General features: G+C 61.9%; 13 protein-coding genes. 7 read left to right on the top strand and 6 right to left on the bottom strand.

Translation table 11 applies throughout. The features are described from left to right. Window positions 1–6: 6 nt before the first annotated feature. The 4 genes from fabF to FHT79_RS12405 form a co-directional block, all read right to left on the bottom strand. Complete coding sequence (gene fabF / locus FHT79_RS12420) at window positions 7–1,272, bottom strand: beta-ketoacyl-ACP synthase II (RefSeq protein WP_097594510.1); 1,266 nt, start codon at window positions 1,270–1,272, stop codon at window positions 7–9. Window positions 1,273–1,284: 12 nt separating this feature from the next. After that, window positions 1,285–1,791 carry a helix-turn-helix domain-containing protein gene (locus tag FHT79_RS12415; RefSeq protein ID WP_047615147.1) on the bottom strand — a complete coding sequence of 169 codons (507 nt, stop codon included), beginning with the start codon at window positions 1,789–1,791 and terminating at the stop codon, window positions 1,285–1,287. Window positions 1,792–1,831: 40 nt separating this feature from the next. Continuing rightward, window positions 1,832–2,125 (bottom strand): hypothetical protein, encoded by a 294-nt coding sequence (locus tag FHT79_RS12410; RefSeq protein ID WP_183903429.1) that lies wholly within the window; start codon window positions 2,123–2,125, stop codon window positions 1,832–1,834. Between the two features lie 231 nt (window positions 2,126–2,356). Further along, window positions 2,357–4,483: a calcium-binding protein gene (locus FHT79_RS12405; RefSeq protein ID WP_097594509.1), complete on the bottom strand. Its 2,127-nt coding sequence runs from the start codon at window positions 4,481–4,483 to the stop codon at window positions 2,357–2,359. A 261-nt stretch (window positions 4,484–4,744) separates the two neighbouring features. Between FHT79_RS12405 and FHT79_RS12400 the strand changes: the two genes are divergently transcribed. After that, window positions 4,745–7,117: an alpha-amylase family glycosyl hydrolase gene (locus FHT79_RS12400; RefSeq protein WP_183903428.1), complete on the top strand. Its 2,373-nt coding sequence runs from the start codon at window positions 4,745–4,747 to the stop codon at window positions 7,115–7,117. A 20-nt stretch (window positions 7,118–7,137) separates the two neighbouring features. Here the strand turns inward: FHT79_RS12400 and FHT79_RS12395 are convergent, their stop codons facing one another. Then, window positions 7,138–7,326, bottom strand: coding sequence for a hypothetical protein (locus FHT79_RS12395; protein WP_047615152.1), 189 nt, complete (start codon window positions 7,324–7,326; stop codon window positions 7,138–7,140). Between the two features lie 199 nt (window positions 7,327–7,525). On the opposite strand from FHT79_RS12395, the gene FHT79_RS12390 reads away from it, so the two are divergent. The 6 genes from FHT79_RS12390 (at window position 7,526) to FHT79_RS12365 (ending at window position 13,210) form a co-directional block, all read left to right on the top strand. Beyond that, entirely contained in the window at window positions 7,526–7,921 is a 396-nt protein-coding gene (locus FHT79_RS12390) for a hypothetical protein (protein ID WP_063475582.1), read from the top strand. A gap of 215 nt (window positions 7,922–8,136) precedes the next feature. After that, on the top strand, window positions 8,137–8,967 hold the full coding sequence (locus FHT79_RS12385; RefSeq protein WP_097594508.1) for a metallophosphoesterase: 831 nt from the start codon (window positions 8,137–8,139) through the stop codon (window positions 8,965–8,967). Next, window positions 8,964–10,169, top strand: coding sequence for an ABC transporter ATP-binding protein (locus FHT79_RS12380; protein ID WP_097594507.1), 1,206 nt, complete (start codon window positions 8,964–8,966; stop codon window positions 10,167–10,169). The genes FHT79_RS12385 and FHT79_RS12380 overlap by 4 nt, the downstream gene beginning before the upstream one ends. After that, complete coding sequence (locus tag FHT79_RS12375; RefSeq protein ID WP_097594506.1) at window positions 10,162–11,085, top strand: sugar ABC transporter permease; 924 nt, start codon at window positions 10,162–10,164, stop codon at window positions 11,083–11,085. The genes FHT79_RS12380 and FHT79_RS12375 overlap by 8 nt, the downstream gene beginning before the upstream one ends. Beyond that, window positions 11,082–11,918 carry a carbohydrate ABC transporter permease gene (locus FHT79_RS12370; RefSeq protein ID WP_183903427.1) on the top strand — a complete coding sequence of 279 codons (837 nt, stop codon included), beginning with the start codon at window positions 11,082–11,084 and terminating at the stop codon, window positions 11,916–11,918. Before FHT79_RS12375 ends, FHT79_RS12370 begins: the two co-directional genes overlap by 4 nt. Before the next feature lie 26 nt (window positions 11,919–11,944). Then, window positions 11,945–13,210, top strand: a complete 1,266-nt coding sequence (locus FHT79_RS12365; RefSeq protein WP_097594504.1) for an ABC transporter substrate-binding protein — start codon at window positions 11,945–11,947, stop codon at window positions 13,208–13,210. 74 nt (window positions 13,211–13,284) lie between these two features. Here the strand turns inward: FHT79_RS12365 and FHT79_RS12360 are convergent, their stop codons facing one another. Next, window positions 13,285–14,253 (bottom strand): substrate-binding domain-containing protein, encoded by a 969-nt coding sequence (locus FHT79_RS12360; RefSeq protein ID WP_097594503.1) that lies wholly within the window; start codon window positions 14,251–14,253, stop codon window positions 13,285–13,287. Between the last annotated feature and the right edge of the window lie 75 nt (window positions 14,254–14,328).

The raw sequence follows: 14,328 nt of genomic DNA, 5'->3' as shown, positions 1-14,328 counted from the left end.
CAGACTTTACGACCAGCGCCGGAAGAGGGCGCTGGCGTTCACTCCACCGAAGCCGAAACCATTGGTGATCGCATAGTCCATGGTGAGCGGCCGCGCCGTCTTGCCGACGATATCGATGCCGTCGGCGGCCGAATCAGCCTCATCCAGGTTGCGGGTCGGCGGCGCGATCTGGTCGCGCAGCGCCAGGATGGTGAAGATCGCCTCCAGCCCGCCGGCAGCCCCGAGCAGGTGGCCGGTCGCCGATTTCGTCGCGCTGACGGCAATGCCGCCATTGCGGCCGAAGACCGTGCCGATCGCGGCGATCTCGCCCCTGTCACCGACGGGTGTCGAGGTCGCATGCGCGTTCAGGTGTTTGACGTCGGAAGCGGAAATCTTCGCTTGGCGGAGCGCCGCCTCCATCGCCCGCCGCGCACCGTCGCCGTCTTCAGGGCCTGAGGTCATATGGTAGGCGTCCGCCGCCGTGCCGTAGCCGACGAGTTCGGCGAGCGGTGTGGCGCCGCGGGCAAGTGCGTGCTCCAACGTTTCGATGACCAGAATGCCGGCGCCTTCGCCCATGATGAAACCGTCGCGCGCCGTGTCGAAGGGCCGCGACGCCAGCTCCGGCGTTTCGTTGAAGCCGGTGGAAAGGGCGCGTGCGGCGGCAAAGCCGCCGAGGCTCACCTTGTCGATACAGGCCTCGGCGCCACCGCAAATCGCCACATCCGCCTCGCCGGAGCGGATCAGCCGCGCCGCATCGCCGATTGCCTGGACGCTGGCGGCGCACGCCGTCACCGGAGCGCCGAGCGGCCCCTTGAAGCCGTAGCGGATGCTGACCTGGCCGGCGGCGAGGTTGACGAGGAAGGAGGGCACGGTGAAGGGCGACAGGCGTCGGACGCCGCGCGTCTCGCCGATCCGTACTGCTTCGGCGATCGCCGGAAAGCCGCCGACGCCCGACGCGATGATGGTCGCGGTGCGTTCACGCTCGCCTTCGTCGGTCGGCATCCAGCCGGCCTGCTTGACCGCTTCCTCCGTCGCCGCCATGGCGAAATGGATGAAGCGGTCCATCTTCTTCTGGTCCTTGGGCGGGATGTATCGGTCGGGATCGAAGCCGGCTTGCGCATCCTCGGTTATGCCGGGAACGATACCGCCGACCTTGGCCGCGAGCTCGCCGACGATGTCTTCCGCCAATACCCGCAGCCCCGAACTGCCGTCGAGAAGGCGTTTCCAGGCGGGCTCGACGCCGGTGCCGAGTGGCGAGACAAGCCCCATGCCGGTGACAACGATGCGGTCCATTCTGTTCTCCTTCTATGCGTCGATGCCGAGATACCAGGCGCGCATGCGGGCGATCCGCGCGTGCACCTCGTCATCGGCGGCGGGGCCTGCAAGCAGGCTGGTATTTTCGGGTGTCACCTGTTCGCCGGTGCGCGCATCGACCAGCACGGTCTCGCGCTCTTTGCCGGAAGCGGCATCGCCCAAGAGAAAGGCGAGGTCCTCCTCCGGAATGTGCCGGCTTCCCCAGGAAAACAGCGTCATCAGGACGGGAAAGAAATCACGGCCCTTTTCCGTCAGCCGATATTCGTAGCGGGCAGGGCGCTGCTGGTAGAGCCGCCGTTCAAACAGGTCCTGATCCGTCAGGTGTTTCAGCCGCCGTGCCAGGATGTTCGGCGCCACGCCGAGGCTCTTCTGGAATTCGTCGAAGCGCGACAGTCCTTGAAAGGCGTCGCGCAGGATCAAGATGCTCCACCAGTCACCGACGCTGTCGAGCGCGCGTGCCGCCGGGCATTTGAAATCGCTGAAGCTTGTTCGCTGCATGGCGATGTCACTACATTAGTGACTATCATAATGCAAGTTACTATCGGGACTCGCGCTCGAAAATCCGGGCGAGCACGATGCCGGTGACGAGCATGCCGACTGCCACGAAGATCGTATCGCCTGGCGAGCCGATATAAAGCGGCCCGATATTGGCAAAGAGCAGGAAGGCGATGAGGAAATTCACCCAGCCCCAGACAACATTGGCTGTCGGCGAACCGAGCTTTGCGAATGGAGTGCGGAAGGGCCGGCCGCTGACGCCGTTGACGAAATGAGGGATGCCATTGGTCAGAAAGGCCGCGGCGATGAAATGGGCCATATACGCAATCCAGGGCAAAGGCTTCTCCGGTGCTGCGAGTGGCATTGACGGAGGAATGTGGCCGGGAATTTCCTGCCGGCAAGAGGAGGCTAAGCATGTCGCACAGAAGCGTGCAGCGATTTTTGCGGCAACGACATGCGTAAAAACCAAGAGCTAAAGCGCGAGGCGCGACGTTGAAAGATCGCGACGCGCTTTAGAGACGCACGTGGTGCCGCAGCCCGCCGCCGAATAGCGACGGACCTGGCCGGGTCAGATCAGCATGAAATCCTTGAATTGAAGCGCCGGGGAATTGTCGAGATCGGCCACATGGATTGCCGCACCCGCGGCACTTCCATCCGCATCAAAGGATAGAATGCCGCTGGTCTGGTCGTAGATCAGTCTATCGTCAGCTTCGAGTGCTTTGGTGCCGACGACGAAATTCTCATCCGAAAATCTCGATAGGCTGAGTGCGGCGAAAATCGAATGGTCGAGCAGCAGCTTGTCGCCGGCCGCCGAGGAGAAATCCCGGATCTTGTCGATGCTCACATTGTCGGGCTTAACGTCGAAAACGAAGGAATCGGCCCCTCCGCCGCCGGTCAGAATGTCTGCGCCGGCTTTGCCGATCAGTTTGTCGTTGCCGAGCCCGCCGCTCATCTGGTCGGCCCCCTTGCCGCCATTGAGACTGTTGCTGCCGTCGTTGCCGGTCAGCACGTTGGACGTGTTGTTGCCCGTCGCGCTGAGATTGGCCGTTCCGGTCAAGGCAAGGTTTTCGATCGTTCCGGCCGTGCGCTTCAGATCGGCCAGACTGAAGGAAGTCGAAGCCTTGATGGTGTCCTTGCCGGATGCCCCTGTTTCATCGGCAAAATCGCCGGCATTGTCGACCATATAGGTGTCATTGCCGGCGCGGCCCGACATACGGTCGGCACCAGTGCTTCCGTCAAGAATATTGTTGCCGGAATTGCCGGTGAGAACATTCGCCAGGCCATTCCCGGTGCCGTTCAGGTTGGCGGTGCCGGTCAGCGTCAGGTTCTCGACGTTTCCGATCGTATGCGCCGTATCCTTGAGGCTGAAGCTGATCGACGACATGACGGTATCCGTCCCGCCGCCCCGGCTTTCGTCGACGATTTGAGCAGAGTTGCTGACGGTGAATATGTCGTTGCCGGTGCCGCCATAGATATGGTTGGTTGCCGGCGGCGGCGTGCTGGTGATGCCGCCTTCGATGTCGATGATTACGGGATGATCGACGACATTAACCGTCAGGGACGAGACGTTGCTGAGGCTTTTGATCGCCGTCGTCCCGGTCAGCGGGTCGAAGACCTTCACGGAGCCGAACGAGGCGCCGAGATTGACTTTGACGGCTGTATTTGCAGCCTGAATGGCCGCATCGGTGGACTGGTTCCAGATATCGGGCTCGTTCCAGAGGATGATCTGGTAGCTTCCGTCCGATTTTTCCGTGAGCAGGCTGCGGGCCGAGGACGGCAGGCCGTCGATCGAATAGTTGAGCGCTCCGGCGCTGAAGCTCGCCTTCTGAGCGCCGTCATCCGCAAGGATTTCGGTCAGATTATGGATAGCCGTCGCAGCCGGCTTGGCCGAATAGTCGAGATGAAAAAGCCCGAAATGCTTTTCCTGATTGGTGCCCTGCGGATCGGAATAGGCGTCCAGCAGCTCGTAAATGAACGTGTTTTTCGATCCGAGTGCCGCGCCGTCCATCAGCGTATTGAGCAGGAGCTTGGCCTGCGTCGCTTCGCTAACGCCTTCCCAGCCGCCATTGGTGTCGGCGGTCAGCGACGTATGGTAACCGGTCTCGGTGATCGCAAGCGGCTTGCCCGGATCGGCAGCGCGCTGAACGCCGGATTCTCGGGAAAGCCATGAATATGGCTGGTCGCCATCCTTCGCATAGGTGTGGATCGTCGTGTAGTCGGACGCGGAAGCGACCGTATATCCGGTAAAGCTGAAGACCGGGATGTCCTTCAGCAACGGATCGGCGTTGACGGCGGCAGACAGATCCTTCTGGTAGGCGACCGCTGCGGCCTGGCCGCTCAGGCCGTGATAGCTGACCGACCAGTTATTGACTTCGTTCGGGCCTTCGATGCCGACGACCGATCCGGGATGGGCCTGCGCGAAATCATGCAGCCGCTGGACCACGGTGGCGGGGTCGACTTCCCGCTGCGCGCTGAAGACGAATTGCACGCCGGCCTTGGCCGCGTCGCCGAGATGCGTTTGGCCGTTGGGATCGGAAGCGGAGTTGGGGGCGTGATCGCGGACTGTATCGAGGCCAAGATAGTCGAGTGCCTTAACAACTTCTCCGACATCGGAATATTTTCCGTCGGTGTAGTCGATATGTGTATCAATTCCAAAGGAGCGAATAATATCGTTTATTCTAACGGCTTGAGCCATAAGTTTTTCTCCCGGTTTACGAGGGAATTGGCGATGGGAATGAATCCCCATTTGTTGAAACCAATTCGATTTAATACACGAGGAGGGTCGTGCGGCGATGACTCGTTATCCATGATATATTGTTCCGAATGTGGCTCGCTTCGGATTGTATTTATTATGAAATCTGCGCTTGCATTTTTTCGTCCGGCCAACTGATCATGCCCGAGCGGGACGGCCCATAGGCAGAGCCTGGTGAAATCCGACATGGTTTTGGAGGATCCGATGACCGTCAATGTTGAATTCCGGTTTCGCAGCGGCATGCCGTCGATGGCGTTCAGCAATGTCCGCTTGCGCGGCAGTTGGGATGGGCAGGGCCGTCCTTCGGACGATTGGACCTCCGTTCCGATGCGGCTTTCCCATGACGAGGACGGCTATGATGTCTTCGTCGCCGATGTATCGTTTCCCGACGCCGAGATCGGTACGCATTTTCGCTGGGGAATCGAACTGGATCGGCCGGGCATTCCAGACCTATGGGCCATCACCGCCGAATTGGACGACGAGGTCTCGACACGTCGCGAACGCTCCTTCGAACTCCAGCAGGGGATCGCGCCGCAGACCTATCATCTGACGTGGATCGGCCGTCTGGGGGCGAATCGGATTGAGCGGCGCGACGGTACCGACGGCATTCGCTTCGCGGTCTGGGCGCCGAACGCCAGGGCGGTTTCGCTTGTGATCGCCGATGCCGCTATCGGCTACGTCGCCGACGACGGCACCGGTGCAGTCGCAACCATCGCGATGCGCAAGACCGTCGACGGCTTCTGGACCGTCGAAACCGGCGATGATGACGGCCTTGCCGATTTCGACGGCATGGTCGGCACGCCCTATATGTACCGCATCACGAAGGATGACGGATCGCTCGTCTACCGCACGGATATCTGGTCGCTCATGCAGATCGGCGCTGGAGATTTCGATCCGGATGGAGCGGTCTATCACGGATCGCCGGCGTCATTGGACGGACCGCAGAGCTGTTCGGTCGTCTGCGACCCGAAGCGGGTGGTACTGCCATCGGGAGAGGAGCTTACCGCCGAGGCCTTCTGGGCCGACGAATTCGCCGGCGGCCAAAAGATTCCCGATCGGCTCGAGGATCTGGTGATCTATGAACTGCATGTCGGCGCCCTCGGTTTCGGCAAGCCCGCGCCCGGTACGCTCGATGATGCCATCGCCTTCGTCGAACATCTCGCAGCGCTCGGCGTCAACGCGGTGGAACTGCTGCCGATTGCGGAATTCGAGACCCGGGCCAACTGGGGCTACGGCACCTCGCATTTCTTTGCCGCCGATCAAGGGGCCGGCGGCACCGACCGGCTGAAGATGTTCATCAAGACCTGCCACCAGCGCGGCATCGCCGTCATCCTCGATGTCTGTTACAACCACTTCGATCCGGATGGCGAGCGGGCGCAATGGGCCTATGATTCCAACGATCACACCCGCAATATCTACTATTGGTACGAGGGACGGCCCGGCGATTACGCCGATCCCACGGGCGGCTACATCGACAACATCTCGACGGGATGGGCGCCGCGCTTCCATGAGGAAGCCGTGCGCCAGCTTTTCATCTCCAGCGCCGCCTTTTTCGTCTCCGTCTGCCATATCGATGGTTTCCGGCTCGATCAGACGAGTTCGATCCATCAATATCCGGTTCTGCATGCCGATGGCCGGCGCGCCGATCGGGCCGCCGCCTTCGGCGCCAAATTCCTGAAGCAATGGACCCGCACGATGCGGCTCATCAAGCCGCAGCTTTTCCTGACGGCCGAGGATTATTCGGACTGGTCGGCGATGACCGAGCCAAGCCTGAGCGGCGACGGGCTCGGCTTCGATGCGACCTGGTATGGTGACTTTCATCACAATCTCGTCGAATATCACGGCGGTGCGCAGGCGCAGCTGTTGAAGAATGCCGGCTTCGGGGACCAGCGGGCGCTGACCATGTCGTCTCTTGCCGGCGCTTTGCAGACAAGCGCGCACTCCAAGGTAGTCTATAACCAGTCGCACGACGATTGCGGCAATCGTGAAGGATCGGCGCGAACCGCTGTGATCGCGGTCAATTTCGCGCCTGTTGTCGGTGAGACCAGGACGTGGGCGGAGGCGAGATCGAAGTTCGCGGCGGCGATGACGCTGCTATCGCCGGGGACGCCGATGTTTTTCATGGGCGAGGAAATCGGTGCCCTGAAGCCCTATCGCTACAATGATTTCCTCGCCAACCGGGAGAATATTCTCGGCGCAGCCGATGGCCACGGGGCAGGGATGATCAGCTGCTATCGCGATCTGATAGCGCTCAGTGTCGGAGAGGCAGCCATTCGCTCGCGCAACATCGCCATTCCCCTGGTTCACGACGAAAATCGGGTGATCGCCTTTCATCGCTGGAACGACGGCGAGGATTTCCTCGTCGTGGGCTCGCTGAACGATGCTCCCTTCGAACACGGCTACCGGTTGCACAGCGACCGCTTGGGAGATGACCTCTGGGAGGAGGTCTTCAACAGCGATTCTCGCAGATATGGCGGCTGGAACGTCGGTAACGGCGGCGGAAGGCTCCGAGCCACGGCGGGAGTGCTCGATCCCGTGCTGCCGGCGTCAGGCGTTCTGGTCTTTCGCAGGCTGTGACAAGTGCACGTCGGCAACGGTCAGGCAAAGCCGAGCGGCAGATTTTCCAGTTTCCTGTCATTGCCGTAGTCGCGCTCATGCGGCGAGCGACGACGGCCGTCGCGGCGAACGGAAAGATCGATCCGGTTTTCGGCGAAGATCCCATCGGGCCATGTGCCGGTGTCATGGCAATCGGCGTCGATTTTGGGGGCAAGGATTTTCAGGATCATTGGGGTTCCTCCACGGCGCAGCATCAACACTCGGAAAGGCCGCTTCGTTCCATTTATAAAACCCGAATTATTAATAAATTAACCATAATCGCCAGGCGAGAACCAGTCATCGCCTGACGTTGACCTGACGTTGAAATGATTGGCCCATGGAACTCCGGATGTTGATCGCCGTTGATGTCAATGAACACAGGAGGTTCCGATGCAGTTGATCGATACGCGAGTGACACAGGCCGGCGACATCTTCACCGTCGAATTCTTGGGCGAAGGCGGAGAATCGATTTCCGTCAAAATCGACAACTCCCATGGCGAGCTTGATGATGCGACGGCGGTCGACCACGCCAAGGTCATGATGGTTCAGCTGACCAGCTTTGCCGGCGGCGAGCCGGACGGCAGCATCAACCGTTACGATGCCTTGAGCAACGGCAATTTTGACGAAGGCAGCAAAGGTCTGATCGGCCAGCCGAGCGCGCGTTCGGCTGGGGACAGCGAGACGCTGGAGGAAGAGTTGAACGAGGGCCTTGAAGACAGCTTCCCTGCAAGCGACCCTGTCTCGGCAACGGTATCGTCCATCCCGGCCAACGCACCACGGCATTGATTTCACCGCAATCTCAATCCCAAATGTTGGCCAAGGCTGCCCCGGTTCCTGCGGGCAGCTTTTTCTTGCATGACAAATTGATGTCAAAACTGAAAAACAGCTGAAAACAGCAGATGTCTGATTGACATGGGAGCCTTCTAGAGAGGGCCCGAGAAGGAAGCGCGGGTGACGCGCTTCCGACGTCTCGGAGACGCGCCCATGAAGATGATTCAGACATGAAAATCATTCAGATCACCGACACCCATTTCAGTCCCGACAAGCCGCATTTCAACGGCAACTGGGCGCCGCTTCTGAGCTGGATCGAAGAGACCGGCGCCGACCTGGTCGTCCATACCGGCGATCTCACCGTCGACGGCGCCGACAAGGAGGCGGACATCACCTTTTCGATGGATCTGATGCGCCAGGTGTCGATCCCGATGCTGATCGTCCCCGGTAATCACGATGTCGGCCATCTCCAAGGATCGGACCAGCCGGTCGATGCCGAGCGGCTCGCCCGCTGGCGCAGCCTTGCCGGCGACGACCGTTGGCTGGAGGATACGGCCGGCTGGCGTTTCATCGGCTTGAACGCGCTGCTTCTCGGCCATGAGGATGACGAGGAGGAGGCCCAGTTCGAATGGCTCGATCAGGCGCTTTCCGACAGGGCAGGGCGGCGCGTGGCGCTGTTTGCGCACAAGCCGCTGTTCGTCGATGCGCCCGACGAGGGCGATACCGGCTATTGGAGCGTTCGCCCGGTCCAGCGTCGGCGGCTCTATGATCTCATCGCTTCCCATGACGTGGCGCTGTTTGCGAGCGGCCATCTCCACTGGGCTTGGCAGGGGCGCTTTAACAACACCCAGCTGACATGGGGTCCGTCGGCCGCCTTCATCATCGACAAGATGGAGCGGGAGATGCCGGGTGAACGTCTGATCGGCGCCGTCATCCACGAGTTCGATACTTCAGTCGAAAGCACGATTGTCGCCGTTCCCGGCATGACCGCCCATGTGCTCGACGACGTCGTGCATGAGGTGTATCCCCAGGCGGTCAAGCAGCGGGAACCGGTCGAATGAGCGCGCTCTCGCTTCGCGGCATCACCAAGGCTTTCGCCGGCAACCAGATCCTCGATGGCGTCAGCCTGGATATTGCGGCCGGCGAATTCATCGCGCTAGTCGGCCCCTCCGGCTGCGGCAAGAGCACGCTGCTGCGCGTTCTGGCCGGCCTCGACCATGCCGACCGCGGCGAGATCCTGATCGGCGGGCGCGACATGTCCGGCGTCGCAGCCGCCGACCGCAACATCGCCATGGTCTTTCAGTCCTACGCGCTCTATCCACATCTGACGGCGTCTGAGAATATCGCCGTGCCTCTGGCGATGCGCCGGCTGTCGAGGATGCAGCGGCTGCCCTTCATCGGCTCGCTGATGCCCGGCCAGCGCGCCACCCGCGTGAAGATCGCCCGCGACGTCAGGGAGATGGCGACGTCGCTGAAGATCGACCACCTACTCGACCGCAAGCCCGGCCAGATGTCCGGCGGCCAGCGTCAGCGCGTGGCGCTTGCCCGCGCCATGGTGCGGCAGCCGAACATCTTCCTGATGGACGAGCCGCTGTCCAACCTCGACGCCAATCTGCGCGTCCACGCCCGCGGCGAGATCGTCGACCTGCATCGCCGAGCCGGCGTGCCGACGCTCTATGTCACCCACGATCAGGCGGAAGCACTGTCGATGGCCGACCGTGTCGCTGTGATGATGGGCGGAAAATTGCTGCAGATAGCAAGCCCTGAAGTCATCTACGACGATCCCGCCCATATCGATGTCGCCCGTTTCATCGGCCAGCCGCGCATCAACCTGCTGCCGGCCTTTGCCGAAGGCGGCGTCATTCTCTGCGGCGGCCTGCGGCTTATGCTCGACAATGCGCCGGACCGGAGGATGCCGGTCACGATCGCCATTCGCCCCGAATTCGTCTTTCTGTCCAGGAGCCGGCATGACGGCCTTGCCGCCCGGATCGAACGCGTCGAATTCCTGGGCTCCGAAGTCATCCTCCATTGCCGGCTGGAAGCGATCGGAGAGACCATCATCGCCAAGGTTCAACCGTCCGAAGCCGCAGGCCTTGCCGCCGGTGATGCCGTCGGGCTGCGGCTCTCGCCCGGCCGTACGCTGATCTTTGCTGAGGATGGCAGCCGGCTGGCCGGCAGCGTTGCCACGGGTGATGCCGGGCTCGGCTCTGCCGATGCCGGACTGATGGCGGGCGGCTCTCAATGGGAGAGGGCGCATGGCTAGCGTCGTCTCGATGGCTGCGCCGCATGATTCCGCCGCTGCGCATCGGCGCAGCGAGGCCCAGATCGCCTGGATGCTGGTGCTGCCGGCGATGATCCTGCTGTTCCTCTTCGTGCTTTTGCCGGTTGCATCTGTGATCGTGCTCGGCTTTACCGATTTCGAACTCGGCTACGGCAAGTTCCGTTTCGTCGGCTTCGAGAATTATGCGCACCTGATCACCGACCGCACCTTTCGCAAGTCGCTGTGGAATACGACGGTCTATGCGGCGATCGTCGCCCCCGTCTCGATCCTTCTCGGCCTCGGCATCGCCATGCTGATCGAGAGCGAAACCGCGGCGCGCAGCTTCTTCCGCACCGCCTATTTCCTGCCGGTCGCCTCGCTGATCGTCGCCATGGCGACCGTCTGGCAATATATGTTCCACCCCACAATCGGCCCGATCAATGCGCTGCTGGCCCTTGTCGGGCTTCCCGGTCCGAACTGGTTGGGCAGCTCCGGCACCGTGCTTTACAGCCTCTCGATCATCGGCGTCTGGCAATCGGCCGGCTTCAACATGGTGCTGTTCCTGGCCGGACTGACGGCGATCCCGCGTGAGCTTTACGCCGCCGCCGAAGTGGATGGCGCCAGATCCTCTTTCGACCGCTTCCTGCTGGTGACCTGGCCGATGCTCGGGCCGACGACGCTCTTCGTCATCACCATCAGCATTACCAATGCGGTCAAGGTCTTCGAGACGGTCAAGACCCTGACCGACGGCGGCCCCAACAAGGCGTCGGAAGTGCTGCTCTTTACCATCTACCAGGAAGGCTTCGTCTATCTCCGCGTTGGGTATGCCTCGGCGATGACGGTGGTCTTCCTGCTGATCCTCGTGGTGCTGATGTTCCTGCAGTATCGCGTCCTCGATCGCCGGGTGCATTACACATGATGACCAGCGCTTTTTCCCTCGGCAGGATCATCCGCCTGACCCTGCTCTCACTGGGCGCGATCGTCTTCCTGTCGCCCTACGTCTTCATGATCTCGACGGCTGGCAAGGCACAGAGCGATATCTTCACCTCGTCGCTATCGCTCCTCCCGGCGCATCTCACCTATGTCGAGAATTTTGCCAAGGCTTTGAGCCGGGTGCCGATGGCGCGGCTCTTGTGGAACGGCGTCGTCGTCTGCGGGCTGATCTTCTTCTTCCAGGTGCTGGTGGCGATCCCCTGCGCCTACGCCATGGCGAAGCTGCGCTTTGGAGCCGCCCGCGCCATGATGGTGCTGGTCATGCTCGGCCTGCTGGTGCCGATCCATGCGACCGCGCTGCCGCTCTATGTCGCCTTCGACCGCGCTTCGCTGCTCAACAGCTATGCCGCCCTGGTCGCGCCCTTCGCCATTTCGGTCTTCGCGATCTTCATGTTCCTGCAGTTCTTCCGCGCCATGCCGGATGATCTCATCCATGCCGCCCGTCTCGACGGCATGTCGGAAATCGGGATCGTTGCCCGCGTCATCGTGCCGAATGCCTGGCCGGCGGTCACCGCCTTTGCCATCTTCTCGGTCGTTGCCCATTGGAACGATCTCTACTGGCCGCTGATCGTCATCAGCAAGCAGGACTACGCCACGCCGCCGCTGGGCCTGATGTATTTCCGCGCTGCCGAGGCCGGCGACGACTACGGCGCACTGATGGCGGCGACCCTCATGATTACCCTTCCCCTCGTCGCTGCCTTCCTGCTTGCGCAGAAGCGTTTCGTCGAGGGCATCACCATGACCGGACTCAAAGGCTGACCGGTTTCAACCCAGGAGAACGAGCGATGAAACATATCACCCAGATTCTCGCCGCAGCGGCCGTATCCTTGGCAATCGCGCTTCCCGCGCATGCCGAGACGACGCTGACGGTTCACTACCCGATGCCGGGCTTCTTCAAGGACGTGATGGACACGATCTCGAAGAAATTCATGGAAGAAAACCCCGATATCAAGATCCAGTTCGCCAGCCCCTCGGCCACCTATGAAGAAGGCATCCAGACGATCCTTCGTCAGGTCGGCACCAGCGAAATGCCCGATATCACCTTCATCGGCCTCAACCGCCTGCGCATGCTTGACGAACGCGACGTCGCCGTCGACCTCGGTCCGCTCGTCAAGAAGGACGGCAACATGGCCGAGCAAGGCTTCACCGACACCATCCTCAAGCTCGCCCAGGTCAAGGCCAAGCAGGTGGGGCTGGCTTTCGCGACCTCCAACCCGATCATGTATTACAACGCCGATCTCGTGAAGGCGGCTGGCGGCAACCCCGACAATCCGCCGAAGACCTGGGATGAGGTCATCGCGCTCGCCGGCAAGATCAAGGCGCTCGGCAACGGTGTCGACGGCATCGATTTCCGCTGGCAGGGCGACGACTGGATGTTTTCGGCTCTCCTCTTCGGCGCCGGCGGCAAGATGCTGAGCGATGACGAAAGCAAGGTTGCCTTCAACGGTCCGGAAGGTCAGAAGGCCGTCGAAGTCCTGCATCGCTTGGTCACCGAGGGCGGCATGCCTGTCTTCACCAAGCCCGCAGGCGAACAGGCTTTCGCAGCCGGCAAGGTCGGTTTCGAATTCCAGACGACGGGCGCGCTGCGCAACACGATCAAGAATGTCGGCAACAAGTTCGATCTGCGCACTGCCAGGATCCCGCTGATCGATTCGGTGAACGGCCGCCTGCCGACGGGCGGCAACGCCGTCGTCATCCTGACGCATGACGCCGCCAAGCAGGATGCTGCCTGGAAGTTCGCTAAATTCGCCGCCGGCCCCTACGGTGCTTCCGTCGTCGTGCCTGGCACCGGTTATGTTCCGAACAATGAGCTTGCCGCGAAGTCACCCGAATATCTCGGCGATTTCTACAAGCAGAACCCGCTGTTCCAGGCCGGCCTCAGCCAGATGCCGGTGATGATCCCCTGGTATGCCTTCCCCGGCTCGAACGGCGTCAAGGTCACGCAGACGATCGTGGACAACCTGTCGCGCATCGTCGACCAGTCGGCCGAGCCGAAGGAAGCGCTCGACGACGCGGCCGCTGACGTCGAGGACATGCTGCCGCGCAGCTGATCTCCTTTCTCACCAGGCATAGGGCAGGGGTCGCCATGCCGAGCGCGTGGCGGCCTCTTCTTTTCCCTAGCTTCTCAGATGGCGCGCACCGTGCCGCCGCGGCGTAGCGTATATGCGACGTCGAGATGACGGGCAGGGGCGGCATTCTCCGCCATGTCGAGGAGCAGCGAGGCGGCCGTCGCCCCCATGCTGGCATCCGGCATTTCGATCGTCGTCAGCGGCGGATCGATCAGCCGGCCGATGGCGATGCCGTCGAAGCCGGCGACCGAAACATCGCCCGGCACCGAGAGCCCTTCGCGCTTCAGCGCGCCGATGACGCCGAGCGCCAGAAGATCGTTGGAGGCGATGATCGCCGTCGGCGCAAGCGAGGTCATCGGCATGCCGAGATCGAGCTGGTCAAAACCGTTGACGAAGGGGATCTGCGTCACATCGAGCGCTGTCAGCCCGCTCTCGGCCATGGCGTCGAGATAACCCCGGTAGCGAAGATGTGCGCGGTCGGAGGCAGCGAAATTGCCTGAAAGAAACAGAATGCGGCGATGACCCATGCCGATCAGGAACGCCGTGATCTCGCGGCCGGCGCCGCGATTGTCGGCGGTGACAGCCGCCGGAAATTGCGCCGTCGGCAGGTTGTTGAGCAGCACGGTCGGCGGCAGCCTGGCAAGCAGCGCCTGGCTGGTCGAGGGATCGCAGACGGTGAGGATCAGCCCGGTCGGCCGGTCGTTCAGGAGGGCAGCGACGGCATCGGCCTCGCGGGCCGGATCGTAGTTCGACTGGGCGATCAAGACGCCGTGGCCGGCCACCAGCATGCGGTTCTGGATGCTCGACAACGACGAGGCAAAGACCGGATTGGTGATGCTCGGGATCAGCACGCCGACCACGGGCCTGCGGCCAAGCCTGCCGGCGGAGTGATAACCGAGTTCGGCGGCCGCACGGCGCACTTTGCGCACCATCAGGTCGCTCGCCGGTCCGTTGCGGTTGAGAACACGGCTTGCGGTCGCCAGCGAGCAGCCTGCCCGGAATGCGACCTGCTCCAACGTCGCCATGAAAGCGCCTCCTGGTAACCTCATCAAGGCGCAATCCTTTAAGTGGGTTCAATGACATTGGTCTGACGCTCGGCC

The organism is Rhizobium sp. BK212, assembly GCF_014197475.1.
GTDB lineage: Bacteria > Pseudomonadota > Alphaproteobacteria > Rhizobiales > Rhizobiaceae > Rhizobium > Rhizobium anhuiense.
Note: the sequence above shows the minus strand (reverse complement) of the source record. Positions and strands in the feature narration are given on the sequence as shown.